Origin of the sequence: Silvimonas sp. (assembly GCF_031291215.1) — a bacterium.
GTDB classification, from domain to species: Bacteria; Pseudomonadota; Gammaproteobacteria; order Burkholderiales; family Chitinibacteraceae; genus Silvimonas; species Silvimonas soli.
In genome coordinates this window covers 1-25,233 of record NZ_JARLJK010000059.1, presented here as the reverse complement: position 1 = coordinate 25,233, position 25,233 = coordinate 1, and the positions used below count along the sequence as shown (strand labels likewise).

Sequence of the window (25,233 nt, the reverse complement as noted above, 5' to 3'; positions counted from 1 at the left end):
ACCCCAGTAAATAAGCCATTTCAAGCTGGCACAGGGATTGCAGGAGATAAGCTACAGATAGACCTATCCTGAACCAGGCGCGGCCCGGTTGCCGCGCATCGTGTCGGTTGCAATACCCACCAGGGAAGTGCGCGCCATGCACCAGATCGATTTGCCAGCCGAAACCGGTTATGACGAGATGCTGGATCGTGATCGCTCGATCCGGCCCCACTACAACGCATTTTTTGACTGGTTAAACGTCCAGACTCCCGCCACCCTGGCCCAGCGCCGCAAAGAAGCCGAACTGCTGTTTCATCGCGTGGGGATCACTTTTTCGGTCCACGGCGATGAAAGCGGCAATGAGCGGCTGATTCCGTTCGATACCATTCCCCGCATCATTCCCGCCCACGAATGGACTCACCTGGAGGCAGGCCTGAAGCAGCGCGCCGCCGCGCTGAATGCCTTTTTGCACGATATCTATCACAGTCAGCACATTCTCAAAGCGGGCAAAGTCCCCGCCGAACAAGTGCTGGTGAACAGCCAGTATCAGGCGGCGATGTGCGGGCTGGATTTGCCGCACAACTTGTACGCGCATATCGCCGGGATCGACGTGATCCGCCATGGCGATGGCCAGTATTACGTGCTGGAAGACAACTTGCGCGTGCCGTCTGGCGTGTCGTACATGCTGGAAAACCGCAAGATGATGATGCGGCTGTTCCCGGAGTTATTCGAGAAACACGCCATCGCGCCGGTCGAGCATTACCCGTCGTTGTTGTTATCCACGCTGCGTCAGTCTTGCCTGGTAGATAACCCGACCGTGGTAGTGATGACTCCGGGCCACTACAACAGCGCGTATTTCGAACATGCCTTCCTCGCGCAGCAAATGGGCGTAGAACTGGTCGAAGGACGCGATCTGTTTGTGAAAGACCTGCATGTGTATATGCGCACCACCGCCGGTCCCAAACAGGTGGATGTGATCTACCGCCGACTGGACGATGTATTCCTCGACCCACTGGTGTTCCGCGCCGATTCAAGCCTTGGCGTACCGGGACTGATCGCGGCTTATCGGGCCGGCAATGTGGTGTTGTCCAACGCCATCGGTACCGGCGTGGCGGATGACAAATCGATCTATCCGTACGTGCCGGACATGATTCGGTTCTATCTGGATGAAGAACCGCTGCTGCTGAACGTACCTACCTGGCAGTGCCGCAATCCTTCAGAGCTGAGCCACGTGCTGACCAACCTGGAAGAACTGGTAGTCAAAGAGGTTCATGGTGCGGGTGGTTACGGCATGTTGATTGGCCCCAAGGCGACTAAAGCGGAGATCGAACACTTCCGTGGCTTGCTCAAGGCCAACCCGGCCAATTACATCGCCCAACCCACGTTGTCGCTCTCCACCTGCCCTACCTTTGTCGAAGAAGGCATCGCGCCGCGTCATATCGATCTGCGTCCGTTTGTGTTGTCTGGCAATACCGTGCGCATTGTGCCGGGTGGCCTGGCGCGAGTTGCGCTGCAAAAGGGCTCGCTGGTGGTGAATTCGTCGCAAGGCGGCGGCACTAAAGATGCCTGGATTCTGGAGGCCTGAGCGCCTGATGAAAACAAGGAAAACCCGACCATGATGTTAAGCCGCACTGCTGATCATCTGTACTGGATGTCCCGTTATCTGGAACGGGCCGAGAACCTGGCGCGGCTGCTGGATGTGAGCTTCAGCTTGTCTTTGCTGCCGCAATCGCAAGGCGCGCGGGCCGAAATGCGTGCGCCGCTGGTGATTACTGAACAACTGGATCGCTTCTCCGCGCGTTACCCAAAACTCACCGCCGAAGCCTTGCTGCAGTTTATGGCGCTGGATCGGGAAAACCCCGCCAGCATCTTGAGCTGCATTCGCCACGCCCGGGAAAACGCCCACGCCGTGCGCGGCAAGATCACCGTGGAAATGTGGGAGAACATCAACGCCACCTGGCTGGAGGTCAAAGAGTTTGAGGCCAACGGCATCGCCAATGTCGGTGACTTTTTTGACTGGGTGAAGGCCCGTTCGCACGTGTTTCGCGGCATTGCCTACGGCACCATTTTGCGCGGCGATGCCTATAGCTTTATCCGTCTTGGCACCTTCATTGAACGCGCCGACAACACCGCGCGGTTGCTCGACGTAAAAGCCAGCCTGATCGCTGAAGGCGCCGAGGAAAACGCTCAGGATTACTACGCCTGGAGTTCACTTCTGCGCGCGCTGTCGGCGTATGAAGCCTATGTGGAGATGTACCGCGAAGGCGTGCAAATGCGCTCGGTTACCGAACTGCTGGTGCTGTCACCACGGCTGCCACGCTCGCTCTGCGCGTGCGTGGATGCCATCTGCAAGATTCTGTCGCAAATCGAAGGAGACAATGGCCGACTGGCCCAGCGCGAGGCTCACTTGTTGCTGAATGATCTGCGTTTTACACAGGTCGACGAAATTCTCGAGCACGGATTGCACGATTATCTGAGCCAATGTCTGGCGGAAATCAACGCGCTGGGCAACACCATCGACGAAGCCTATTTGCGCGTCGCCTGAACGGAACCGGCATGCACCTCGAAATTCATCACGAAACCGTTTACTGCTACGACGTGCCGCTCAAACACAGCGTGCAATTGCTCCGTTTGACGCCGCGTCGGGACGCCAGTCAGAACACCTTGTACTGGCACCTGGATATCCCCGGCCCCACCGATCTGGCCGTGGACGCCTTTGGCAACGAGCAACACGTACTGACGCTGGACCAACCGGTCAGCGAAATCCGCATCGTGGCGCAAGGCGTGGTGGAGACCCGCAATAGCGCACCGGCTCGTGACACCGTGCCGCCGCTGGTATTTCGCCAGCAAACCGCGCTGACTACGGCGGATGACACCATCAAGAATTTTGCCGAGAAATACCGGCGGTTGATTGAAAAACACGGCCGCCAGGGTCTGATGGACTTGATGGCCGATCTGCTTGATCACATGCCCTACACGCCAGGGCAAACCGATGCGGGCACTTCGGCGCAGCAGGCTTTCGCCCAAGGCTTGGGCGTCTGCCAGGATCATGCCCACGTGTTCATCGCCATTTGTCGTTATCTGGGCATTCCGGCCCGTTATGTGAGCGGCTATCTCTACACCGAGAATGATCATCACGTGGCCAGTCATGCCTGGGTCGAAGCTTTGTGCGATGAACTCTGGTACGGGTTTGACGTGAGCAATGCCTGCAAGCCGGACGAGCGTTACGTGCGCCTGGCGATCGGGCTGGATTACCTGGACGCCTGCCCGGTGCGCGGATTGCGCCGGGGTGGCGGCATGGAAACCATGGTCAGCCGCGCGCGGGTACGCCGTTCTACAGCGCATGAGCAGCAATAACGGGCGGCCAGTTTCGCAGCACGGCGTGACCCAGGCGCAACATGGCCGCCTGCGTCACGCTGGCTGGGCGCAAAAATGCCCCGCTCCGGCATTACAATAAACAATTACATCCAGACCTACGAGTTGGCACATGACTTACTGCGTCGCCATGCGCCTGAAAGACGGGCTGATCTTCGCCTCTGACTCTCGCACCAATGCCGGGGTGGATCACATTGCCACCTTTCGCAAAATGCACATCTTTGAAGTGCCAGGTGAGCGTTTGATCGTGATCCTGACTGCGGGCAATCTGGCTACCACGCAAAGCGTGGTGAGCCTGCTGCAGGCGCGCACGCAGCAAGAGTTGCACAACCTGCTGAATGTGCCGTCGATGTATGACGCCGCCTTGCTGGTCGGCGAAACCCTGCGCGAAGTCGTCGCCCGCGACAGCCATGAAGGCGTCATGACCCAAGGCGTGGATTTTGGCGGCTCATTCATTGTCGGCGGGCAGATTCGCGGCGAAGCACCGCGACTGTTCAACGTTTACCCGCAAGCCAATTTCATCGAGGCCTCAGAAGACACGCCGTACTTCCAGATTGGCGAATCCAAATACGGCAAGCCGATTCTGGACCGCGTTATCCAGTTTGATACCACGCTGGAGCACGCGCTCAAATGCATGCTGATCTCGTTTGACTCGACCATCCGCAGCAATCTGTCCGTTGGTCTGCCTATCGACGTACTGCGTTACCGCAACAACACCTTCAGTAAAGTCCGCCCCTATCGCGTGGAAGAAAACAACGCCTGGTTCAACCGCACCCGCAAAGCGTGGAGTACCGGTTTGCGTAAAGTATTCGGGCAAATCCCGGAAGCGGACTGGTTTGATCAGTTGTGAGGGGCGCGGGATGCGGATTGTAAGTACGCCTGATTCCAGTGCAACCCTTGATTCGTCATTCCCGGCCTGCAAATACTGCTGCATCGGATAAACGACCGCCGCACTCGACCCACTCCCCAACAAGCTCCGCCAGCTGCTGCCGATGCGCACCCAGCCAGAACCCGTGATCCGCCTCGGCCAGTGCAATAAACGTCCCTCGCTGCGCCAATGCCGCCGCACGCTCCCCAATGGCTGCGGGCACCACCACATCCCGTCCGCCATGCAATATCAGCGTGGGTGCTTCCACCAGTTCCATATACGCGTCCAGATCAAAGGCGCTGGCTTCAACTTGCAACTGCGGGTTGAGCTCAAGCCCAATAAAATCAATGTTCCCGTTAGCCAGCGCAGTGCCCTGCTCAAGGCTACGACTAACGATCTCGTCCAGATTACCTGCCGGTGCCACGAGGATTACGCTGGCCAAATCCGGACGATTCACACCCGTAGCCGCCGCGGCCAGAGCGCCCATGCTATAGCCAACCACGTGCCAGCGCAGACCCGGATACCGCGCCGCCAGTTCATCCAGCAACACGCCAGTCTGACTGGCTTGGTCTGCAATCGACAAATCAACAAACCGCCCTTCACTCTCACCGCAACCGGCAAAGTCGAACCGGAACACCGTGATCCCGCGTGCAGCCAGGCGCCGGGCGATATCTACAAACAAATAGGCAAATTCGATCCGTGACCCGGTAAAACCATGCAGCAATAACACTGCGTCACGTGCAGGTGTGGTTTCCGGCAAATGACCTGATCCTGCGAGTTTGATACCTTGGTAATCCACCGTCAGACTGATTTCTGCCACTCTGTTCACTCCGCTGAAGTGCCTGACCGATAGCCTGTCTGGCTCAGACTCAACATAACCCATCGCCTGCTATTTCGGGTTTGCCATGGTTGTGCAATCGCCGGGCTTGACGGGCCTGCTACACTAGAGGAATTCTGTGCCCAAGGTTCTCCCATGTACGATCTCGCCCGCTCCCAGTTTTCTACCGTGCGCGACTGCCTGCGTTTTGCGGTGTCCCGCTTCAAAGATGCCAACCTGTTTTATGGTCATGGCACTGATAATGCCTACGACGAAGCGGCCTGGCTGATTCTGGCATCGCTCGGTTTGCCGGTTGACCGGCTGGAACCGTTCCTGGACGCAAAGTTGTTGCCGCAAGAACTGGACAAAGTCGTGGACGTCATCCGCCGTCGCGCGGAAGAACACGTGCCAGCAGCTTATCTGACCAAAGAAGCGTACCTGGGCGAATACAAGTTCTATGTGGATGAACGCGTAATTGTGCCGCGCTCGTTCATTGCCGAATTGCTGCGTGATGAAGCGCTGGAGCCGTGGATTGAACACCCGGAACTGGTCCACCGCGCGCTCGATTTGTGTACCGGTTCGGGCTGCCTGGCGATCTTGCTGGCCGATGCTTTCCCCGATGCCGAAGTCGACGCCATCGACTTGTCAGCCGATGCGCTGGATGTCGCCGAACTGAATGTGGTCGATTACAACATGGGCGAGCGCATTCACCTGATCGATTCGGATCTGTTCGCGGAGGTGGAAGGCGAAACTTATGATCTGATCGTCTCCAACCCGCCATATGTGGATGCGCCGTCCATGGATGAGCTGCCTGACGAATACCGGCACGAGCCGCAAATGGCGCTGGGCAGCGGCGAGGACGGTCTGGATATCACCCGCCGCATCATTGGCTCGGCCACCACCTTCCTCAATGATCTGGGCGTGCTGGTTGTCGAGATCGGCCATAACCGCGAGGTGCTGGAAGCGGCTTATCCGAACCTGCCGTTTGTATGGATGGAAACCAGCAGTGGCGACGGATTTGTGTTCTTGTTGACCAAGGAAATGCTGGTTGAAGCAGGACTCTGATTCCGGCGACGAAACTTCCTGAAACAAAAAAGCGACTGTCTATCAGTCGCTTTTTTGTTGGCATATCCCTTCACCAGCAGCTGTTAAAACTCCACTGTCTCCGACTTTGGCTCGCCCTGCAGCGCATGCGGCTGTCCATCGATAAACATCAACAACTGGTCTTTTTCCATGCGAATCCAGTTCTCATTATCGGTCAGCGGCTGGGTCGCCACTACCGTCACCAAGTCTTCCGGTGCGGTATAACGAGCGAAATCCACAGAGACATCGGTATCGGCAAGATGAGCCATGGCAAACGGCGCGCGCCGTGCGATGTAGTGAAGGTCGGTTGCGCAACGGGCAAACAACGCCGTGCCATCCGACAGCAAGAAATTAAACGTACCGTGGCTTGCCAGTCGATCCGCCAATCCGGCCAGCGCCTCATGCAAGTCGGGCAACGCCGGTTTGTCGACAAAGCGCAGCGCCAACTCGTTCATGATCCAGCAGAACGCATATTCGCTGTCCGTGGTGCCCACAGGCCGGAAACGTGAACTCCCCAGCGGTGGCAGGTCGGCCAGGTTGCCATTGTGGGCAAACAGCCAGTAACGCCCCCACAGCTCTCGCTTGAACGGATGGGTGTTCGCCAGCGACACCACACCCTGCGTGGCTTTGCGGATGTGCGCAACGACGTTGGTGCTCTTGATTGGATAACGGTGCACCAGTTCCGCCAGCGGCGAAAGTGCGGACGGTTGGTGATCCAGAAACATCCGGCAACCGTCGTCTTCGAAAAACGCGATCCCCCAACCATCAGAATGATGGTCCGTCAGACCCCCGCGCTGGCGAAAGCCTTCGAAGGAAAAAACGATATCGGTCGGCACATTGCAGTTCATGCCCAGTAACTGGCACATGGCATCACTTCTCTGAACAACGAATACTCAAGGTTCCATTATGCGTTCGGTAAGGGCACAGGGGAACCCTTAACGGTGTCGGAATGTAATTGGCCCGAACATAATCACTATATGCCGTGGTTAATGTGGGCCAGGTTTTTGCCCCTCGCTGCGATACAAATGAAAAAAGCCCGGTTGAAAGCCGGGCTTTTCTGGGACTGCGAACTGTGCGAATTATTCGCCCAGTGCGCCTGCCCCAATGCTGAAGCCTGCATCCACGTAGGTAATCTCGCCAGTCACACCGGACGACAGATCAGACAGCAGGAATGCCGCCACGTTGCCGACTTCCAGCGGCGTAACGTTGCGCTTGAGCGGTGTGGCATCAGCAGCGCGCTTGAGCAGCGTGCCAAAGTCTTTGATACCAGAAGCTGCCAAGGTCTTGATCGGACCTGCGGAGATCCCGTTTACACGGATACCACGCTCACCCAATGCTGCTGCCAGATAACGCACATTGGCTTCCAGCGAGGCTTTGGCCAAACCCATTACGTTGTAATTGGGGATGGCACGCTCGGCACCGAGGTAGCTCAAGGTGATCAACGCGGCGTTGTCAGACAACAGCGGACGGGCCGCTTTGGCCATTGCGGCAAAGCTGTACGAACTGATGTCGTGCGCGATTCTGAAGTTCTCGCGAGTCACCGCATCCAGGTAATTGCCTTTGAGCGCTTCGCGCGGGGCAAAACCAATCGAATGCACCAAGCCATCAAGCTTGTCCCAGTGTTTGCCCAATTCAACAAACAGCGCTTCAATCTGCTCGTCGCTCGCCACATCACAGGGCAGAACGAGATCAGTACCAAAGTCAGCAGCCAGGCCAACCACGCGTTGTTTCAGATCTTCGCTGACGTAAGTGAACGCCAGTTCCGCACCTTCACGCTTCGCCGCCTGCGCGATGCCATAAGCAATCGAACGATCAGACAGCAGCCCGCTGATCAGAATTTTTTTGCCGGCCAGAAAGCCCATTCATCTACCCTTGTCTTTTCATTCAGTCGCGCGATTATAGAGGAAACTGCCCATCAGGTGCTTTCCAGATCGCCATGACAACTGGTCAAGCGGTGGCAATCAGGCCACAACGTAGGGTAAATCCAGCACTTCCACAGCGGGGCCGTTCAAATCACCCAGGTGCAAACCGTGTTCCAGCGAGCTCATCTGCACTACCACCAAGGCTTCGGACGCGCCTTGCGCCGCTGGCGCTGCCAGGATCACTTTGCCTGATGCCTGACCATTCATCTCCGGGCTGAACACGTCCTGCCCTGCCTGCGCCGCGCCGTCTACCCGAACCCGATACATGCGGCGTTTGAGTTTCCCCAGATACTGGGTACGCGCCACAATTTCCTGGCCAGGGTAACAACCTTTGCTGAAGCTCACCGCGCCAATCAATTCCATATTGGCCATTTGCGCGACAAATTCTTCCTGCGTTGCGGCGGTAACCCATGGCGTACCCGAGCGAACCTCGGTCAGACGCCACACGGGCTCACCTACCGGCTTGGCACCCGCTTGCAAGAATTGCTGCCGAATCTGCGCGGCCTGATCCGCCGGCACGACGACCTGGTAACGTCCACCCGACAACGCTACGGTTGCCCCGCCCTCCCAGTTTTGCACGGAGAAGTCGCCAACCGGCAACGCGCCGGTTACCGCCTGCACCAGCGTCGCCGCCTTCGGGCCCGCCACACCGATCAAGGCGACATCTAGCGTCGCATCATCGGCCTTGGTTTTACTGCGCATCACGTACATGGACAGCCGCTTCTGAATGCTGGCCTGCAACTCTACCGGCAACTGCAGCAAGTAGTCGTCGTCCAGCTTGTAAATCAGAAAGCTGGCCAACATGCGGCCCTTGGGCGTGGAGTAGCTGGAGTACTGTGCCACGCCGGTGTCAAGCTGACGGATATCGCTGGAAAGCTGCCCTTGCAGAAACGTCGCAGTTTCTTCGCCGCGAAACCGGATCAGACCAAACTGCGTCAACGGCGAAACCACGCCATCCTGTTCCAGAGCGGCAAGCTCATCGGCAACGGGTGCAAAGTATTGAACAATGCCATCTGCGACCGTGGCATGCGGCAGGGTATCAATCCAGCTCATGTTCTTGATTCTCGTGTGTCATCCAGAAGCTGCAGATGGGGGCGCGCCGACGAAAAACAATCCGCGCACCCGCATCTTGGCTTATTGGGCCGCTGAGGCGGCCTTCTGGTCGCTTTGCTGGACCTGTGCTGCCGACTCCAGCGGATCCTCACGTCCTGGACGATGGGCACCAGCGGAACTGAATACCGGTGCATCCAGGTTACCACCGACGCGGATCACACTGCTGGCCAAAATGCCGCCACTGGCCAGGCGTGAAGCTGCTTCACCCTGCAACTTACCACCCTGAAGCACGTGCAGCTGACCGGTTGCCGAGAACTTGCCGCTATCGAGTTTGACATCGGTGATATCGACTTGTGCTGGATGAACCGCGACTTTGGCAGTGAGATTGTCAAAAGCAGTGCGGCCACCGCGAGCATAGACCACCGGCGCGCTGGACTTGAGCGGCGCAACCAGATCAAAGTTATGCAGATAGCCGTCTCGCAGGTGCAAATCTGCGGTGACCTCAGGCTTGTCGAACAAATGGGTCCAGCTATCCGCCTGGTAGCCAAATGTCACGTCCCCCTCCAGTCGCCCTGCAACGTGCGTCACTGGACTGAAGACGATGGACAGGGGCTCTGCCTGCAGACTGCTGCCGTGCAGGGATCCTGCGAGCTTCCAGCCCCCTACCCAATCAATCTGGGCAGTACCGGTCACCACCCCGCTATACAGCTCCCCGCGAATCTCGCTGACCTGAATACCGGTATCGCTGATCAAGCCTTTCAATTGCAGCCCGTCAAACTGCACCGGATAGCCCATCGGCACGGTCCAGTGGCTGGCGACAAAGGTCGCAGCAAAGTCTTTCTGCCCTTGCGGCTGAATTTCCAGGGTGGCCTGCCCGCCTGCATCCGCCACGGTCAAGCCAGCCAGGTTGCCGCCGCTATCAAAACGCAGCACGCCATCCACCGGACCGAGTTCGCTGGCATCCAGCACGATACTGGAGCGCTTGAGCTGTAGATCGTCGATGTGCATCGGCTTGTCGCCGCTACGAGGACGCAGCCGTTGCGGCAACTGGGTCGCAAACGCCGGGCTAAACTTGGCGCCCTCAACGGTTACTTCCCGCAAGGCACTTCCCCAATGCGTCAGGTTGTAAAAGGAAAGCGGAATCCGGACAAATTCGATATGCCCGACATTGGGATCGCCCTCTAGCGTGACATCCTGCAATACCAGTGCGGGCCGTGGTGAGTACTCAAATCGCAGCAATCGCAGCTGCACCGGACCATGCAGAACCTGTTGCAGCTTCAATGCGGTGTCGGAAAGAAATAGATTCAGGGGCACCAGAACAGGCAAAGCGGCGACCACCCCAATAAAAATAACCAATGAAATCAATAATATTCTTATTTTATGCATGCGTTCCTCACATTTTTATTCATATAGCTGTTGACAGCCTAAAGTCCAGATACTAATATACGCACCTCACCGATTCCTCGATAGCTCAGTTGGTAGAGCAACGGACTGTTAATCCGTGTGTCCCTGGTTCGAGCCCAGGTCGAGGAGCCAAGAATCGAACGCCATGACTTTGCAAAGAGTCATGGCGTTTTTCGTTATGGATGCAAAATCCATATCGCTACAGCCTGTTATTTCGTACATCCTTCCTTTTCCTTGCTGCCAGTTCCAGTGAATGCGCGCAGCATACCTCAGCGGCCCCGCTCACGATAGATCATTACAGAGCCGGCAAGGCCAGGCGGCCCGAGCGCCCCGCCAACTGGCACCCTACCTCATCGCAAACGCAGCAAACCCAAGGGCCACCACCATTGCGGGCGCAATCACACGCAAACGACAGGCAAAAGAAAAGGCTGGCACGAATGCCAGCCTTTTTCATAGCGAAGTAACAGTATTACTCGCCAGCTTCAACCACTTCCGCATCTTCCGGACGATCCACCAGCTCAACCAGTGCCATCGGAGCGTTGTCGCCCAGACGGAAACCGCACTTCAGAATACGCAGGTAACCGCCGTTGCGGGCGGAATAGCGTGGGCCCAGCACGTCGAACAGCTTAACAACGATATCGCGGTCGCGAGTACGGTTGAAAGCCAGACGGCGATTAGCCAGGCTCGGAGCCTTACCCAAGGTAATCAGCGGTTCCGCAACGCGGCGCAGCTCTTTAGCCTTAGGCAGGGTGGTCTTGATAACTTCGTGACGCAGCAGCGCATTCGCCAGGTTACGCAGAAGCGCCTGACGGTGGCTGGACGTACGATTCAATTTGCGATTGGCAAGACGGTGACGCATTTGTCAATTCCTTTCCGTTGACCGCTCAGGGCTTTTCCAAGCCAACTGGCGGCCAGTTTTCGAGGCGCATGCCCAGGCTCAAGCCCTTGGACGCCAGCACTTCCTTGATTTCATTCAAGGACTTGCGACCAAGATTCGGCGCCTTCAACAATTCTGTCTCAGTGCGCTGGATCAGGTCCCCGATGTAATAAATATTCTCAGCCTTCAGGCAGTTAGCCGAACGCACGGTGAGTTCCAGATCATCCACAGGGCGCAGCAGGATCGGATCGATCTGCGGTGCCGCTGGCTTCTCTTCTTCAACCGGAGTGCCTTCCAGATCCGCAAATACGGACAACTGGTCAACCAGAATACGCGCCGCTTGGCGGACAGCATCTTCTGGCGTCAACACGCCATTGGTCTCGATATCGAGAATCAGACGATCAAGGTCGGTACGCTGCTCTACACGAGCGCTCTCGACCGCGTAACTCACCCGACGAATCGGACTGAACGAGGCATCAAGCTGGATAGTGCCGATAGTACGGTTATCATCGCGACCCAGACGAGCTGGAGCCGGCTGATAGCCACGACCCTTTTCAACCTTGATTTCCATGTTCAGCTTGCCACCAGCCGAGAGATGCGCAATCACGTGACCGGGATTAACCACTTCCACGTCATGCGGCACCTGGATATCGGCAGCAGTAACCAGACCTTCGCCGTCTTTGGACAGCGTCAGCGTCACGGCCTCACGACCGTGCAGCTTCAACACCACGCCCTTCAGATTAAGAAGGATGTCGACCACGTCTTCCTGCACGCCATCGAGCGCGGAGTATTCGTGAACGACACCTTCGATCTTGACTTCGGTCGGGGCGTAACCCGGCATCGAAGACAGCAGGATGCGGCGCAGGGCGTTACCGAGCGTATGGCCATAACCGCGCTCGAACGGCTCCATGACCACGCGCGCTTGCGCGCTGGATTGGGCCTGCACGTCGATGATGCGCGGCTTGAGCAACTCATTAGCGAGGTTTTGCATATATCAGTATCCCTTAGCCTTTTCCGGTGCTGGTTATCACTTGGAGTAGAATTCCACGACCAACGATTCGTTAAGATCGCTGGACAGATCGGAACGCTCCGGTGCACTCTTGAAGACACCTTCCATCTTCTTCGAGTCAACCTGCACCCAACCCGGGAAACCGATGCCTTCGGCCAGCGACAGTGCTTCTTGCACACGCGCTTGCTTCTTGGCTTTTTCGCGAACGCTAACAGCGTCGCCGGCTTTCACCTGGTAAGACGGGATATTGACTACGCCACCGTTTACCACAATCGCCTTGTGGGAAACCAACTGACGGGCTTCTGCACGAGTCGAGGCATAACCCATGCGGTAAACCACGTTGTCCAGACGCGTTTCAAGGATCTGCAGCAGGTTTTCACCTGTCGAGCCCTTGCGACGGCTGGCTTGTTCAAAATAACGACGGAACTGACGTTCCAGAACGCCGTAGATACGACGGATCTTTTGCTTTTCACGCAGGTGAACACCGTAGTCCGACAGACGAGGTGTCTTAGCGCCGTGCTGGCCTGGGGCTTGTTCCAGCTTGCACTTGCTGTCGAGAGAGCGGCGAGCGCTCTTCAGGAAAAGATCCGTACCTTCACGGCGTGCAAGTTTGCACTTGGGTCCAATATAACGAGCCATGACTTACTCCGGGATTAGATACGACGCTTCTTGGGTGGACGGCAGCCGTTGTGCGGCACTGGAGTCACATCCGAGATGCTGGTTATCTTGAAACCGAGAGCGTTAAGCGCGCGAACAGCGGACTCACGACCCGGACCCGGACCCTTGATACGAACTTCAAGGTTCTTTACACCATATTCCTGGGCAACTTTACCAGCGTGCTCCGCAGCAACCTGTGCCGCAAAGGGTGTACTTTTCCGAGAGCCCTTGAAACCAGCACCGCCCGAGGTAGCCCAGGACAGAGCATTCCCTTGGCGATCAGTGATGGTCACGATCGTGTTATTGAAGGACGCATGTACATGCGCAATGCCTTCAGACACGCTCTTTTTGACTTTCTTCCGTACACGCACTGTGTTTGCTTTAGCCATTACAAAATCCTTTAGTTACCAAGCCTGCCTTATTTCTTACCGGCAATAGCTTTGCGCGGACCCTTGCGAGTACGAGCATTAGTACGCGTGCGTTGGCCACGAGTCGGCAGACCTTTGCGGTGACGGAAACCACGATAGCAACCAAGGTCCATAAGACGCTTGATGCTCATCGTTACTTCACGGCGCAAATCGCCTTCGACGGTGTACTTACCAACTTCGTCGCGCAGTTTATCAAGTTCAGCATCGCTGAGATCCTTGACCTTCTTCGTCGGCTCGATCGCGGCGGCCGTGCACAACAAGTATGCGCGGGTGCGGCCGATGCCGTAGATAGCTTGAAGGCCGATCACAGTATGCTGATGATTGGGTACGTTAACCCCAGCAATACGGGCCATACTTCTTACCCCAGGTTAAAAAGTTTTCGATTATAACGCGAAAAGCCGATTGCCTCAATCAGCCTTGGCGTTGCTTATGCCGCGGGTCGGTGCAAATCACGCGCACAACACGGTTGCGACGGATGATTTTGCAATTGCGGCAAATTTTCTTGACCGATGCTTGAACTCTCATGGTCTGTCCTTTTCTTCAAAATGAAATTCCGGACCTTGTTTGATCCGGAATACGATGCAGGCCTTAATCAAAGCGAACGGCATTATAGCTACTGTTCTGCCCTTTTGGTGAAAAACCGACCGTAAATACAGCCAACCGACACCAAGGACATCAATCCAACCCTGCATGTCCTTTTCGAGTTTGCTTTTCAAAACCGGCAAGCGGTCGTGTCTGGCATCTCGTCCAAGGCCGGGATGATGCTATTCACACCACCCCGATCCCGGTCTTCAGTTACGCGCCGCCCTTGAAGTTAGCCTTCTTGAGCAAGCTTTCATATTGATGCGACATGACGTAGGACTGCATTTGAGCCATGAAATCCATTGTCACCACAACCAGAATCAGCAGCGAAGTACCACCAAAGTAGAACGGTACGTTCCACTTCAGAATCAGGAACTCCGGAATCAGACAGATCACGGTGATGTAAAGCGCACCAATCAACGTCAATTTCAAAATCAGTTTTTCGATGTACCGCGCGGTATGCTCACCCGGACGGTAGCCCGGAATCATCGCCCCACTCTTCTTCAGGTTATCCGCAGTTTCCTTTGGATTGAAAACCAGCGCCGTGTAGAAGTAGCAGAAGAAAATGATAGCTGCAGCATACAGAATCACATACAGCGGTTGCCCCGGATGGAGCATGTCACCAATCGATTTGAGCCACGAGAACCGGTCACTGTTACCACTCCACGACAATACAGTGGCTGGAAACAGAATGATCGACGAAGCAAAAATCGGCGGGATGACGCCAGCCATATTGATCTTGAGCGGCAAATGCGTGCTTTGCGCTTGCATGATGCGGTTGCCGACTTGGCGCTTGGCGTAGTTCACCGGCACTTTACGTTGCCCGCGTTCTACAAAAACCACTGCTGCCGTCAACAACACAACACCAACAAACAAACCGAGCACCAGGAAAATCGGCAACGAACCCTGGTTAGCCAAGGTCAGCGTCTTGCCGATCGCCGCTGGCACGCCAGAAGCAATACCCGCACAGATCAAAATCGAAATACCGTTGCCTATACCCCGCTCCGTAATCTGCTCGCCCAGCCACATGAGGAACATCGTACCGGTCACCAGCGTAATGATGGTCAACGGCACAAATTGCACATAAGGCAGAACAACCAGATTCGGTTGCTTCAACAGCAAAGAAGCAATACCGAAGCTTTGGAAGGTAGCCAGCAGAACCGTCGCATAACGCGTGTACTGCGTAATCTTGCGACGACCTGCCTCACCTTCTTTCTTCAGCTGCTTCAACTGGGGCAACACTTCCGCGGCCAACTGCAAAATGATGGACGCGGAAATGTAAGGCATGATCCCGATGGCAAACACGGTGAAGCGCGACAAAGCGCCACCCGAGAACATGTTAAACATGTTCAACAGGCCCGTTTGCGAGGACTCGAACAACCGAGCCAGCTCGACCGGATTGATCCCTGGGACGGGAATATGCGCACCAATACGGTACACAATCAACGCGCCCAACATGAACCAGATCCGTTTCTTCAGATCTGCAAACTTGTTTGCAGAACCAGCCAGAGCGGGATTCGCCACGTTTTAGCCTCTCAGCAATTACTCAGCGATGCTGCCACCAGCTGCTTCAATCGCAGCACGGGCACCCTTGGTTGCAGCGATACCTTTCAGCGTCACTGCTTTTTCGATCTTGCCCGACAGCACGACCTTGGCACCCAGGCAAAGCTGAGAAACCAGACCAGCTTGCTTGAGAACCAACAGATCGACTTCAGCAACCGGCAGCGCTTGCAGCGCGGACAGGTTTACTTCGCCAGTGCGACCGCGGGACAACGATACGAAGCCACGCTTGGGCAGGCGACGTTGCAAAGGCATTTGACCGCCTTCAAAACCCACCTTGTGGAAGCCGCCAGCTCGGGACTTTTGACCCTTGTGACCGCGACCAGCAGTTTTACCCAGACCGGAGCCAATACCGCGACCAACGCGACGCTTGGCGTGTTTCGCGCCAGCTGCGGGTTTCAGGTTATTCAGTTCCATTTAACCCTCCACTTTCAGCAGATAGCTGATCTTGTTGATCATGCCGCGATTTTCCGGCGTATCAATCACTTCGGAGCTGCTGTTGAGCTTGCGCAGACCCAGACCACGGGCGCATGCCTTGTGGCTTTCCAGGCGACCGATCAAGCTCTTGACCAGCGTTACTTTTACTTTCTTGCCGTCAGTCATTCCGCCACCCCAAGAATTTCTTCTACGGACAGGCCGCGCTTGGCAGCGATATCCGAAGCGGTGTGCAGCTTGGACAAACCGTCCAGCGTTGCGCGAACCAGGTTGTACGGATTCGTGGAACCATGACACTTGGCAGTAATGTTGTGAACGCCCATTACTTCGAACACAGCGCGCATTGGGCCACCAGCGATAATGCCGGTACCTTCACGAGCTGGTTGCATGAAGACGGTAGTTGCACCGTGCTTGCCGATTACGGCATGCGGTACGGTACCGTTCTTCAGCGGCGCCTTGAACATCTTGCGACGTGCTTCGTCCAGACCCTTTTGTACAGCGACCGGCACTTCTTTGGACTTACCCTTGCCCATGCCGACGCCACCATCGCCATCACCGACTACTGTCAGCGCTGCGAAACCCAGAATACGACCACCCTTCACGACCTTGGTTACGCGATTAACCGCAACCATCTTTTCACGAAGGCCGTCCGAGCGATCTTCTGATTCGTTTCTAGCCATTTGATAACTCCAAACTCAATTAGAAGACCAGACCGCCTTCGCGTGCCGCATCCGCCAGCGCTTTCACGCGGCCGTGGTATTTGAAACCGGAACGGTCAAATGCCACGTTAAGGATACCGACAGCCTTGGCCTTTTCTGCAATACGCTTGCCAATCGCGACGGCAGCGTCAACGCTGGCGCCGTTCTTGATTTCACCGCGCGCATCTTTTTCCAAAGAAGACGCAGAAACAAGCACTTTGCTGCCCGTTTCATCAATGATCTGGGCGTAAATGTGGCTATTGGTGCGATGCACCGACAGGCGCACGACCTTGAGCTCCGCAATCTTTGCACGGGTTTTACGTGCGCGGCGAACTCGAGTTTCTTTCTTGTCCATGATTCAGCCTCGATTACTTCTTCTTGGTTTCTTTAAGCGTTACCACTTCATCCGAGTAACGCACGCCCTTGCCCTTATAGGGTTCCGGAGCGCGGTAAGCGCGGATTTCAGCAGCAACCTGACCAAGAACTTGCTTGTCGGCGCCCTTGAGGACGATTTCGGTCTGAGTCGGGGTTTCCACCTTCACACCAGCCGGCATCTTGTGCGCGACAGGGTGAGAGAAACCCAGAGTCAGGTTCAGCAAATCGCCTTGAGCCTGAGCACGATAACCAACGCCCACCAGGTTCAGCTTGCGCTCGAAACCCTTGGAAACGCCGGTCACCATGTTGTTCACCAGTGCACGGACGGTACCGGACATTGCACGTGCATTCTTGCCATCGCCTTGCGCGGCAAACACGACTGCATTGTCTTCAATCTTTACACTGACGTCGCCAGTCAAAGCCTGAACCAGGGAACCATTCGGACCCTTGACCACGATCTCGGAGGCACTGAGTTTGACTTCAACGCCCGACGGGATAGCGACCGGATTTTTTGCTACACGAGACATTGCATCACCTCATTAAGCAACGAAGCACAGAAGCTCGCCACCAACACCGTTGGCACGCGCTTTGCGATCGGTCATCACACCCTTGGACGTGGAAACAATCGCCACGCCAAGACCATTCATTACTTGCGGAATGTTATCCGAGCCCTTGTACACACGCAGGCCTGGCTTCGAGACGCGTTCGATGCGCTCGATAACCGGACGACCGGCGTAGTACTTGAGTTCGATAGTCAGTTCACGCTTGATATCGCCAGCAACTGCGAAAGACTCGACATAGCCTTCGTCTTTCAGCACTTGAGCGATTGCAGCCTTCAACTTGGAAGACGGCATTGTTACCGAAACCTTGGCCGCACGCTGAGCGTTACGGATGCGGGTCAGCATATCGGCGATAGGATCATGCATTGCCATATTTCTTCTCCTGTCCCGATTACCAGCTTGCCTTGGTCATGCCGGGGATTTCACCCTTCATGGCCAATTCACGCAGTTTGTTACGAGCCAGACCGAACTTGCGGAAAGTACCGCGCGGACGACCGGTCAAGGAGCAACGATTGCGAACGCGAGCAGGGCTGGCGTTGCGGGGCAGTTGCTGGAACTTCAGACGCGCTGCAAAGCGGTCTTCTTCGGTCGCGTTTTGGTCGTTGATGATCGACAGCAGCTGAGCACGCTTGGCTGCGAACTTCTCGACGGTAGCGCGGCGCTTTTCCTCACGATTAATCAATGAGAGTTTTGCCATGTTGTTCGCCTCAATTCTTGAACGGGAACTTGAAGGCGGCCAGCAGCGCGCGCGCTTCATCGTCAGTCTTCGCGGTTGTCGTGATGGTAATGTTCATACCACGCAACGCGTCGATCTTGTCGTACTCGATTTCCGGGAAAATGATCTGTTCTTTAACGCCCATGTTGTAGTTACCACGGCCATCAAAGGACTTGCCATTCACGCCACGGAAGTCACGTACACGCGGAAGCGCAACCGACACCAGACGATCCAGGAATTCGTACATACGTTCGCGGCGCAGGGTTACCTTGCAGCCGACCGGATAGCCGTCACGGATCTTGAAGCCAGCGATGGATTTCTTTGCTTTGGTCACAACGGCTTTTTGGCCGGTGATCGCTTGCATGTCGCCTACGGCGTGTTCCATCACTTTCTTGTCAGCAACCGCTTCACCCACACCCATGTTCACGGTGATTTTTTCGATGCGCGGCACTTCCATGACCGACTTGTAACCGAACTGTTCTACCAGTTGCGGCACAACTGTTTCTTTATAAAACTCTTGCAGACGGACCATTGTGTCTCTCCTTAAGCGCCAACAACTTCGCCATTGGACTTGAAGAAGCGGACTTTCTTGCCGTCTTCGAGTGCCTTGAAGCCAACGCGATCAGCCTTACCGGTCGTCGCATTGAAAATAGCGATGTTGGAAACGTGAATCGACATGGTCTTTTCGACAATCCCGCCCTGCTGACCACGCATCGGATTAGGCTTTTGGTGTTTTTTCACCACGTTCACGCCTTCAACGACAACACGATCTTCGTCCGGAATCACGCGCAGCACGGTACCGCGCTTGCCCTTGTCTTTACCTGTGATGACGATGACTTCGTCACCCTTGCGAATCTTGTTCATGCGGCTTCTCCTTACAGCACTTCGGGCGCGAGCGACACGATCTTCATGAAGCGCTCAGTACGCAATTCACGCGTAACTGGCCCGAAGATGCGGGTACCGATCGGCTCAAGCTTGCCGTTCAAAAGGACAGCAGCATTGCCATCAAACTTGATGAGGGAACCATCAGCGCGACGAACACCCTTGGCAGTACGAACTACCACGGCGTTGTACACATCACCCTTCTTGACACGACCACGCGGGGCCGCATCTTTGATGGTGACCTTGATGATATCGCCAACAGACGCGTAACGACGCTTGGAGCCGCCCAACACCTTGATGCACATAACCGAGCGCGCACCAGTGTTGTCTGCAACCTCCAGCATGGATTGCATTTGAATCATTGGAAAAAAACCTCCAACTTAACCCGCGAAACCTCGACAAGTCGAAGCACTGCGCTCGACCGAAGCCGAGCAAATCGCGGCCAGTTTTGGACCCCGTAAGGGGAAAACGATGCAACGAATCAGGTGAAACACCAAACCCATTACAACATGAGAAAACGGGCATTGTACGCGAAGTACAATGCCCGTGCAACCATCTGATGCAAATTAGAGTTCTGGCGAAGCCAGAACCCCATGCATTAGACGATACGTGCTTTTTCGAGAACCTCAGTCACCACCCAAGCCTTGGTCTTCGAGAGGGGACGGCCCTCAACGATAGTGACCAGATCGCCTTCGTGGTACTGATTGGTTTCGTCATGCGCGTGGTATTTCTTGGACCGACGCACAACCTTGCCATAGAGCGGGTGTTTCACCAGATGCTCAACCAGCACGGTCACGGTCTTGTCCATCTTGTCGCTGACTACACGGCCAGTCAGCGTACGCTTCAGTTTAGCTTCAGACATATTAAGCCGCCTTTTGCGCCAGGATGGTACGAACGCGCGCAATATCCTTGCGCACCCGGTTGATTTCGGTGTTTTTTGCCAGCTGGCCGGTGGCGTGCTGCATACGCAGACTGAACTGCGCTTTCAGCAACGCAGTCAGTTCGCTCTTCAGCTCGCCTTCGGATTTTTGACGAAGTTCAGCAGCTTTCATCATTGCCCCACTTGACGAGAGACGAAGGACACTGCGAACGGCAGCTTGGCCGAGGCCAGACGGAAGGCTTCGCGAGCGATTTCTTCTGCCACACCATCCAGTTCGTAGAGCACTTTGCCTGGTTGAATTTCAGCAACCCAGTATTCCGGGCTACCCTTACCGTTACCCATCCGCACTTCGGCAGGCTTGGTCGAGATTGGTTTGTCCGGGAACACACGGATCCACACACGACCGCCACGCTTGATGTAACGGGTAATAGCACGACGGGCAGACTCGATCTGACGCGCGGTCAGACGGCCACGACCCATTGCCTTCAGGCCGAAGGTGCCGAACGCAACACTGTTACCGCGAGTAGCGATACCAGTGTTACGGCCCTTTTGAACCTTACGGTATTTAAGTCTAGTTGGCTGCAGCATTGCGAGGCCCCTTACGTTCACGCTTGCGTGTTTCTACCGGTTCTTGTGCAGCCTTTTCGCCTGGCTTCACTTCGCCTTTGTAGACCCAAACTTTGATACCGATGATGCCGTAAGTGGTCTGCGCTTCCGAAGTCGCGTAGTCAATGTCGGCACGCAGGGTATGCAAAGGCACGCGGCCTTCGCGATACCATTCGGTACGCGCAATTTCGATACCATTCAGACGACCGGACGACATGATCTTGATGCCTTGGGCACCCAGACGCATGGCATTCTGCATCGCACGCTTCATGGCACGACGGAACATCACACGCTTTTCAAGTTGCGAAGCGATGCTGTCAGCGATGATTTGCGCGTCGATTTCCGGCTTGCGAACTTCTTCGATGTTCACATGGACCGGCACCTTCAGGATGCCTTGCAGCTGACCCTTCAGGACTTCGATGTCTTCGCCCTTCTTGCCGATCACAACACCCGGACGTGCAGTGTGGATAGTGATCTTGGCATTCTTGGCCGGACGCTCGATAACCACGCGGCTAACCGAAGCATTTGCCAGCTTCTTCTTCAGGAATGCGCGGACTTCAACATCTTCCGTCAGCATCTTGCTGAAGTTTTTGCTGTTTGCGTACCAGCGCGAAGCCCAGTTTTTTGTTACAGCCAGACGGAAACCCGTCGGATGAATTTTCTGACCCATAATCGCTCCTTAGTCGCCAACAGTCAGCGTGATGTGGCAGGTTTGCTTCTCAATGCGATTGCCGCGGCCTTTGGCACGAGCGGAAAAACGCTTGAGGGATGGACCCTTATCCACATAAATGGTGGCGACCTTGAGTGAATCGATATCGGCGCCTTCATTGTGCTCGGCGTTGGCGATAGCGGATTCCAGTACTTTCTTGATCAGCACTGCGCCCTTTTTAGGGCTAAAGGCCAGGATATTAAGTGCTTGCTCAACCGGCTTGCCACGAACGAGATCAGCAACAAGGCGTGCCTTTTGGGCGGAGAGGCGAGCACTGCTCAGTACAGCGGATACTTGCATGTCATCACCTTAGCGCTTGGCTTTCTTGTCGGCGGCATGGCCTTTGAAAGTACGGGTGAGTGCGAACTCGCCCAACTTGTGGCCAACCATGTTTTCGTTCACATATACCGGCACGTGTTGCTTGCCGTTATGCACAGCGATCGTCAGACCGACGAAGTCTGGCAGAACGGTAGAACGACGCGACCAGGTCTTGATTGGGCGCTTGTCGTTCGAACCACGCGCAGCCTCGATCTTCTTGATCAGGTGCAGGTCAACGAACGGGCCCTTCTTGATAGAACGTGCCATGTTCAATTACCTCTTATTCGCAGGACGGCGACGAACGCGCATGCCATCGGTACGTTTGTTGTTACGGGTACGGTAGCCCTTGGTCGGCTGGCCCCATGGGCTAACCGGCACACGACCTTCACCAGTACGACCCTCACCACCACCGTGTGGGTGATCGATCGGGTTCATTGCAGTACCACGAACGGTCGGGCGAATACCCAACCAGCGTTTGGCACCAGCTTTACCGTAAGAACGCAGGCTATGCTCTTCGTTACCAACTTCACCCAGGGTGGCGCGGCAGTCGATGTGTACCTTGCGGATTTCGCCAGAGCGCAAACGCAATTGAGCGTAAGCACCTTCGCGAGCCAGCAATTGAACACTAACACCAGCCGAACGAGCCAGCTGAGCACCCTTACCAGGCTGCAGTTCAACGCAATGGATGGTGGAACCCACCGGAATATTGCGGATCGGCAGCGCGTTACCAGCCTTGATCGGAGCATCTGCACCGGAAACGACAGTCGCACCAGCTTTCACGCCCTTAGGCGCGATGATGTAGCGACGTTCGCCATCGGCGTAGCACAGCAGCGCGATATTGGCGGTACGGTTCGGATCGTATTCAAGGCGTTCAACCTTGGCGACGATACCGTCCTTGTTACGCTTGAAGTCGATGATCCGATAGTGTTGCTTGTGACCACCACCCTTATGACGGGTTGTGATAACACCACGGTTGTTACGACCGGCGGTCTTGGATTGCGGCTCGAGCAGGGGCGCGTATGGCGCACCTTTGTGCAGGTCGGGATTAACAACCTTCACTACTGCGCGGCGACCGGCAGACGTCGGTTTTACTTTTACCAATGCCATTTTTCAGTCTCCCTTATTGCGCAGCCGCAAGGTCGATTTCCTGGCCGGCAGCAAGGCTGATATAAGCCTTCTTCCAGCTGGCACGACGACCAGTGAAACGACCATGACGCTTGACCTTGCCATGCACGTTCAGAACTTGCACAGCCTCAACTTTGACCTTGAACAGCAGTTCAACTGCAGCCTTGATCTCAGCCTTGGTCGCGTCAACCGACACGCGGAACACGATCTGCTCATTCTTGTCAGCGATCATGGTCGACTTTTCAGAGACGACCGGAGCGCGCAGAACCTGCAGCAGACGGTTTTCAGTAAATTGCGTCATGCGAACATCTCCTCGAAGGCAGCCAGCGCATCGCGGGTCAGCACAACCTTCTTGAAACGCACGAGGCTGACCGGATCGGCCTGCGACGGCTCCAGCACCAGCACATTGGCCAGATTGCGGGAAGCGAGGTACAGGTTTTCGTCCAGTTCCTTCGTGATGATCAGCGCGGATTCCAGCTTCAGCGACTCCAGCTTTTGCACGAAAGACTTGGTCTTCGGTGCGTCCAGCTTGATGTCGTCAACGATAACCAGACGATCTTCACGAACCAGTTGCGACAGAATGGTCGCGATACCGGCGCGGTACATCTTGCGGTTAACTTTGTGGCTGAAATTTTCGTCCGGGCTATTCGGGAAAATACGACCACCACCACGCCACAGAGGCGAGGAAGTCATACCAGCGCGAGCACGACCGGTGCCCTTTTGCTTGAATGGCTTCTTGGTGGAGTGATTGACCTGTTCACGGTCTTTCTGTGCACGATTACCGCTGCGAGCGTTCGCGAAGTAAGCGGTCACAACCTGGTGAACCAGCGCTTCGTTGAATTCACGCGCAAACAGGGCATCAGAGCCGGCGACGGCAGCTTGCGCCTCGCCACTTGCATTAATGACTTTAAGTTCCATTACGCACCTGCCTTCACACTCGGGCGAACGACAACGTCATTACCCTTGGAGCCCGGCACTGCGCCGCGAACCAACAGCAATTGACGCTCAACGTCGATACGGACGACTTCCAGGTTTTGCACGGTACGCTTGACGTTACCAAGCTGACCAGCCATGCGCTTACCCGGGAAAACACGACCCGGATCTTGCGCCATACCAATGGAACCCGGCGTATTGTGCGAGCGCGAGTTACCGTGAGTAGCACGATTGGAACTGAAGTTGTGGCGCTTGATAACACCGGAGAAGCCCTTACCCTGGCTAGTACCGGAGACATCTACCAATTGACCAACAGTGAACAGTTCAACGGACAGCGCATCACCCGCCTTCAGATCAGACAGTTTTTCAACTGGCACACGGAACTCAACGAGATCCAGACCAGCTTCAACGCCTGCTTTGGCAAAGTGACCGGCTTCCGCCTTGTTCACACGATTGGCCTTCTTTGCACCGAAAGTAACCTGAACGGCTGCATAGCCATCAGTTTCCGGCGACTTGACTTGCGTGACGCGATTAGCAGTCATGTCCAGCACCGTTACTGGAATGGACGCGCCATCCTCAGCAAAGACACGGGTCATGCCGACTTTACGTCCGACGAGACCTAAGCTCATAGTTATTTCCTTTTCAGGGCCGATTTCGATTGACCGGCAAATAACCGTTAATTAAAAAAAACGAGCTTACCGTTAAAAAACCGGTAAGCCCGCGATATTAGCACTAAATTTCCTGTCTTTGCAAGCACTTAGCTCGCTCAAACCAAAATCCATGCTCTCATTCTATTTGGTCGTGAGACCCTGCTGCGGGCAAAGCGGTTATTCCGCCCTGCCCGCGCCGCATTATTGCAGCTTGATCTCGACGTCCACACCAGCTGGAAGATCCAGTTTCATCAGTGCGTCAACAGTCTTGTCGGTAGGATCGACAATATCCATCAGGCGCAGATGAGTACGGATTTCGAACTGGTCGCGCGAAGTCTTGTTCACGTGCGGCGAACGCAGAACGTCGAAACGTTCGATTTTCGTCGGCAACGGAACCGGACCCTTCACAACAGCACCGGTACGCTTGGCTGTATCAACGATTTCCTGCGCGGAACGGTCGATCAGGGCGTAGTCGAATGCTTTCAGGCGGATACGAATTTTTTGGTTTTGCATGTCAGTGCCTTATTCCAGAACCTTGGCAACCACACCGGCGCCAACGGTACGGCCACCTTCGCGGATCGCGAAGCGCAGACCTTGTTCCATAGCGATCGGTGCAATCAGGGCAACAGTGATGGTCACGTTGTCACCTGGCATCACCATTTCAGTACCTTCCGGCAGGCTGATCGCGCCAGTCACGTCGGTAGTACGGAAGTAGAACTGCGGACGGTAGTTG

At 55.6% G+C, this 25,233-nt stretch carries 38 protein-coding genes, 1 tRNA gene and 1 pseudogene; 6 read left to right on the top strand and 34 right to left on the bottom strand.

The genetic code is table 11. From position 1 onward, the window contains the following. Positions 1-136 precede the first annotated feature (136 nt). The 4 genes from P4L78_RS04730 to P4L78_RS04715 all read left to right on the top strand — a co-directional run bounded on the left by P4L78_RS04730 (position 137) and on the right by P4L78_RS04715 (position 4,204). Complete coding sequence (locus P4L78_RS04730) at positions 137-1,564, top strand: circularly permuted type 2 ATP-grasp protein (RefSeq protein ID WP_283148233.1); 1,428 nt, start codon at positions 137-139, stop codon at positions 1,562-1,564. Positions 1,565-1,594: 30 nt separating this feature from the next. Further along, on the top strand, positions 1,595-2,524 hold the full coding sequence (locus P4L78_RS04725; RefSeq protein WP_283148232.1) for an alpha-E domain-containing protein: 930 nt from the start codon (positions 1,595-1,597) through the stop codon (positions 2,522-2,524). Between the two features lie 11 nt (positions 2,525-2,535). After that, positions 2,536-3,336, top strand: a complete 801-nt coding sequence (locus P4L78_RS04720) for a transglutaminase family protein (RefSeq protein ID WP_283148231.1) — start codon at positions 2,536-2,538, stop codon at positions 3,334-3,336. A gap of 130 nt (positions 3,337-3,466) precedes the next feature. After that, a complete protein-coding gene (locus P4L78_RS04715; protein ID WP_283148230.1) occupies positions 3,467-4,204 on the top strand; it encodes a proteasome-type protease in 738 nt (245 codons plus the stop codon). A gap of 55 nt (positions 4,205-4,259) precedes the next feature. Here P4L78_RS04715 and P4L78_RS04710 read toward each other — a convergent pair whose 3' ends face one another. Beyond that, complete coding sequence (locus tag P4L78_RS04710; protein WP_309327104.1) at positions 4,260-5,042, bottom strand: alpha/beta fold hydrolase; 783 nt, start codon at positions 5,040-5,042, stop codon at positions 4,260-4,262. Between the two features lie 153 nt (positions 5,043-5,195). On the opposite strand from P4L78_RS04710, the gene prmB reads away from it, so the two are divergent. After that, entirely contained in the window at positions 5,196-6,104 is a 909-nt protein-coding gene (prmB, locus tag P4L78_RS04705) for a 50S ribosomal protein L3 N(5)-glutamine methyltransferase (protein WP_283148228.1), read from the top strand. Positions 6,105-6,187: 83 nt separating this feature from the next. Here the strand turns inward: prmB and P4L78_RS04700 are convergent, their stop codons facing one another. From P4L78_RS04700 to P4L78_RS04685, 4 genes are all read right to left on the bottom strand, one after another. Beyond that, on the bottom strand, positions 6,188-6,988 hold the full coding sequence (locus P4L78_RS04700) for a class II glutamine amidotransferase (protein ID WP_309327103.1): 801 nt from the start codon (positions 6,986-6,988) through the stop codon (positions 6,188-6,190). A gap of 213 nt (positions 6,989-7,201) precedes the next feature. After that, on the bottom strand, positions 7,202-7,984 hold the full coding sequence (fabI, locus tag P4L78_RS04695) for an enoyl-ACP reductase FabI (protein ID WP_283148226.1): 783 nt from the start codon (positions 7,982-7,984) through the stop codon (positions 7,202-7,204). A gap of 99 nt (positions 7,985-8,083) precedes the next feature. Beyond that, positions 8,084-9,097 (bottom strand): folate-binding protein, encoded by a 1,014-nt coding sequence (locus P4L78_RS04690; protein WP_309327102.1) that lies wholly within the window; start codon positions 9,095-9,097, stop codon positions 8,084-8,086. Positions 9,098-9,178: 81 nt separating this feature from the next. Continuing rightward, on the bottom strand, positions 9,179-10,462 hold the full coding sequence (locus P4L78_RS04685) for a hypothetical protein (RefSeq protein ID WP_309327101.1): 1,284 nt from the start codon (positions 10,460-10,462) through the stop codon (positions 9,179-9,181). 95 nt (positions 10,463-10,557) lie between these two features. Between P4L78_RS04685 and P4L78_RS04680 the strand changes: the two genes are divergently transcribed. Then, positions 10,558-10,633: transfer RNA gene (locus P4L78_RS04680), tRNA-Asn, on the top strand. A gap of 337 nt (positions 10,634-10,970) precedes the next feature. On the opposite strand, the gene rplQ is transcribed toward P4L78_RS04680, so the two are convergent. The 29 genes and pseudogenes from rplQ to tuf all read right to left on the bottom strand — a co-directional run. Continuing rightward, a complete protein-coding gene (gene rplQ / locus P4L78_RS04675) occupies positions 10,971-11,360 on the bottom strand; it encodes a 50S ribosomal protein L17 (protein ID WP_283148223.1) in 390 nt (129 codons plus the stop codon). A gap of 25 nt (positions 11,361-11,385) precedes the next feature. Beyond that, a complete protein-coding gene (locus tag P4L78_RS04670; protein ID WP_283148222.1) occupies positions 11,386-12,369 on the bottom strand; it encodes a DNA-directed RNA polymerase subunit alpha in 984 nt (327 codons plus the stop codon). 36 nt (positions 12,370-12,405) lie between these two features. Continuing rightward, on the bottom strand, positions 12,406-13,026 hold the full coding sequence (gene rpsD / locus P4L78_RS04665) for a 30S ribosomal protein S4 (RefSeq protein ID WP_283148221.1): 621 nt from the start codon (positions 13,024-13,026) through the stop codon (positions 12,406-12,408). 14 nt (positions 13,027-13,040) lie between these two features. After that, the gene (rpsK, locus tag P4L78_RS04660; RefSeq protein ID WP_053939957.1) at positions 13,041-13,433 is read right to left on the bottom strand and encodes a 30S ribosomal protein S11; all 393 of its coding nucleotides are present in this window, start codon (positions 13,431-13,433) and stop codon (positions 13,041-13,043) included. Between the two features lie 29 nt (positions 13,434-13,462). After that, positions 13,463-13,825 (bottom strand): 30S ribosomal protein S13, encoded by a 363-nt coding sequence (rpsM, locus tag P4L78_RS04655; protein ID WP_283148220.1) that lies wholly within the window; start codon positions 13,823-13,825, stop codon positions 13,463-13,465. A gap of 58 nt (positions 13,826-13,883) precedes the next feature. Continuing rightward, entirely contained in the window at positions 13,884-13,997 is a 114-nt protein-coding gene (gene rpmJ / locus P4L78_RS04650) for a 50S ribosomal protein L36 (protein ID WP_018748524.1), read from the bottom strand. Positions 13,998-14,267: 270 nt separating this feature from the next. Continuing rightward, positions 14,268-15,578 (bottom strand): preprotein translocase subunit SecY, encoded by a 1,311-nt coding sequence (gene secY / locus P4L78_RS04645; RefSeq protein WP_283148219.1) that lies wholly within the window; start codon positions 15,576-15,578, stop codon positions 14,268-14,270. 18 nt (positions 15,579-15,596) lie between these two features. Beyond that, complete coding sequence (gene rplO, locus P4L78_RS04640; RefSeq protein WP_283148218.1) at positions 15,597-16,031, bottom strand: 50S ribosomal protein L15; 435 nt, start codon at positions 16,029-16,031, stop codon at positions 15,597-15,599. Beyond that, on the bottom strand, positions 16,032-16,217 hold the full coding sequence (gene rpmD, locus P4L78_RS04635) for a 50S ribosomal protein L30 (RefSeq protein ID WP_283148217.1): 186 nt from the start codon (positions 16,215-16,217) through the stop codon (positions 16,032-16,034). Continuing rightward, positions 16,214-16,729: a 30S ribosomal protein S5 gene (rpsE, locus tag P4L78_RS04630; RefSeq protein ID WP_283148216.1), complete on the bottom strand. Its 516-nt coding sequence runs from the start codon at positions 16,727-16,729 to the stop codon at positions 16,214-16,216. The genes rpmD and rpsE overlap by 4 nt, the downstream gene beginning before the upstream one ends. Before the next feature lie 19 nt (positions 16,730-16,748). Continuing rightward, positions 16,749-17,102, bottom strand: a complete 354-nt coding sequence (rplR, locus tag P4L78_RS04625; RefSeq protein ID WP_283148215.1) for a 50S ribosomal protein L18 — start codon at positions 17,100-17,102, stop codon at positions 16,749-16,751. Between the two features lie 13 nt (positions 17,103-17,115). Continuing rightward, complete coding sequence (rplF, locus tag P4L78_RS04620) at positions 17,116-17,649, bottom strand: 50S ribosomal protein L6 (protein WP_283148214.1); 534 nt, start codon at positions 17,647-17,649, stop codon at positions 17,116-17,118. A gap of 12 nt (positions 17,650-17,661) precedes the next feature. Continuing rightward, positions 17,662-18,054, bottom strand: a complete 393-nt coding sequence (rpsH, locus tag P4L78_RS04615; RefSeq protein WP_283148213.1) for a 30S ribosomal protein S8 — start codon at positions 18,052-18,054, stop codon at positions 17,662-17,664. Positions 18,055-18,073: 19 nt separating this feature from the next. Continuing rightward, positions 18,074-18,379, bottom strand: coding sequence for a 30S ribosomal protein S14 (gene rpsN, locus P4L78_RS04610; protein WP_283148212.1), 306 nt, complete (start codon positions 18,377-18,379; stop codon positions 18,074-18,076). Positions 18,380-18,389: 10 nt separating this feature from the next. Next, positions 18,390-18,929: a 50S ribosomal protein L5 gene (rplE, locus tag P4L78_RS04605; RefSeq protein WP_283148211.1), complete on the bottom strand. Its 540-nt coding sequence runs from the start codon at positions 18,927-18,929 to the stop codon at positions 18,390-18,392. 11 nt (positions 18,930-18,940) lie between these two features. After that, a complete protein-coding gene (rplX, locus tag P4L78_RS04600) occupies positions 18,941-19,261 on the bottom strand; it encodes a 50S ribosomal protein L24 (protein ID WP_283148210.1) in 321 nt (106 codons plus the stop codon). An 11-nt stretch (positions 19,262-19,272) separates the two neighbouring features. Next, positions 19,273-19,641 (bottom strand): 50S ribosomal protein L14, encoded by a 369-nt coding sequence (rplN, locus tag P4L78_RS04595; RefSeq protein WP_283148209.1) that lies wholly within the window; start codon positions 19,639-19,641, stop codon positions 19,273-19,275. 236 nt (positions 19,642-19,877) lie between these two features. Further along, on the bottom strand, positions 19,878-20,141 hold the full coding sequence (gene rpsQ, locus P4L78_RS04590; protein WP_283148208.1) for a 30S ribosomal protein S17: 264 nt from the start codon (positions 20,139-20,141) through the stop codon (positions 19,878-19,880). 1 nt (position 20,142) lies between these two features. Then, on the bottom strand, positions 20,143-20,331 hold the full coding sequence (rpmC, locus tag P4L78_RS04585) for a 50S ribosomal protein L29 (RefSeq protein WP_283151449.1): 189 nt from the start codon (positions 20,329-20,331) through the stop codon (positions 20,143-20,145). Next, the gene (gene rplP / locus P4L78_RS04580) at positions 20,331-20,747 is read right to left on the bottom strand and encodes a 50S ribosomal protein L16 (RefSeq protein ID WP_184100438.1); all 417 of its coding nucleotides are present in this window, start codon (positions 20,745-20,747) and stop codon (positions 20,331-20,333) included. Before rplP ends, rpmC begins: the two co-directional genes overlap by 1 nt. After that, the gene (gene rpsC, locus P4L78_RS04575) at positions 20,731-21,435 is read right to left on the bottom strand and encodes a 30S ribosomal protein S3 (RefSeq protein WP_283148207.1); all 705 of its coding nucleotides are present in this window, start codon (positions 21,433-21,435) and stop codon (positions 20,731-20,733) included. Before rpsC ends, rplP begins: the two co-directional genes overlap by 17 nt. A gap of 9 nt (positions 21,436-21,444) precedes the next feature. After that, entirely contained in the window at positions 21,445-21,774 is a 330-nt protein-coding gene (rplV, locus tag P4L78_RS04570) for a 50S ribosomal protein L22 (protein WP_283148206.1), read from the bottom strand. 9 nt (positions 21,775-21,783) lie between these two features. Continuing rightward, a complete protein-coding gene (gene rpsS / locus P4L78_RS04565; RefSeq protein ID WP_084088501.1) occupies positions 21,784-22,059 on the bottom strand; it encodes a 30S ribosomal protein S19 in 276 nt (91 codons plus the stop codon). A gap of 6 nt (positions 22,060-22,065) precedes the next feature. Then, entirely contained in the window at positions 22,066-22,899 is an 834-nt protein-coding gene (gene rplB, locus P4L78_RS04560) for a 50S ribosomal protein L2 (protein WP_283148205.1), read from the bottom strand. Positions 22,900-22,912: 13 nt separating this feature from the next. Then, complete coding sequence (gene rplW, locus P4L78_RS04555; protein ID WP_283148204.1) at positions 22,913-23,218, bottom strand: 50S ribosomal protein L23; 306 nt, start codon at positions 23,216-23,218, stop codon at positions 22,913-22,915. Beyond that, positions 23,215-23,835 carry a 50S ribosomal protein L4 gene (gene rplD, locus P4L78_RS04550; RefSeq protein ID WP_283148203.1) on the bottom strand — a complete coding sequence of 207 codons (621 nt, stop codon included), beginning with the start codon at positions 23,833-23,835 and terminating at the stop codon, positions 23,215-23,217. Before rplD ends, rplW begins: the two co-directional genes overlap by 4 nt. Further along, the gene (gene rplC / locus P4L78_RS04545; protein WP_283148202.1) at positions 23,835-24,479 is read right to left on the bottom strand and encodes a 50S ribosomal protein L3; all 645 of its coding nucleotides are present in this window, start codon (positions 24,477-24,479) and stop codon (positions 23,835-23,837) included. Before rplC ends, rplD begins: the two co-directional genes overlap by 1 nt. Before the next feature lie 222 nt (positions 24,480-24,701). Continuing rightward, positions 24,702-25,013 carry a 30S ribosomal protein S10 gene (gene rpsJ / locus P4L78_RS04540; RefSeq protein ID WP_053939980.1) on the bottom strand — a complete coding sequence of 104 codons (312 nt, stop codon included), beginning with the start codon at positions 25,011-25,013 and terminating at the stop codon, positions 24,702-24,704. Between the two features lie 9 nt (positions 25,014-25,022). Next, positions 25,023-25,233, bottom strand: a pseudogene (tuf, locus tag P4L78_RS04535) (elongation factor Tu); the annotation flags it as partial.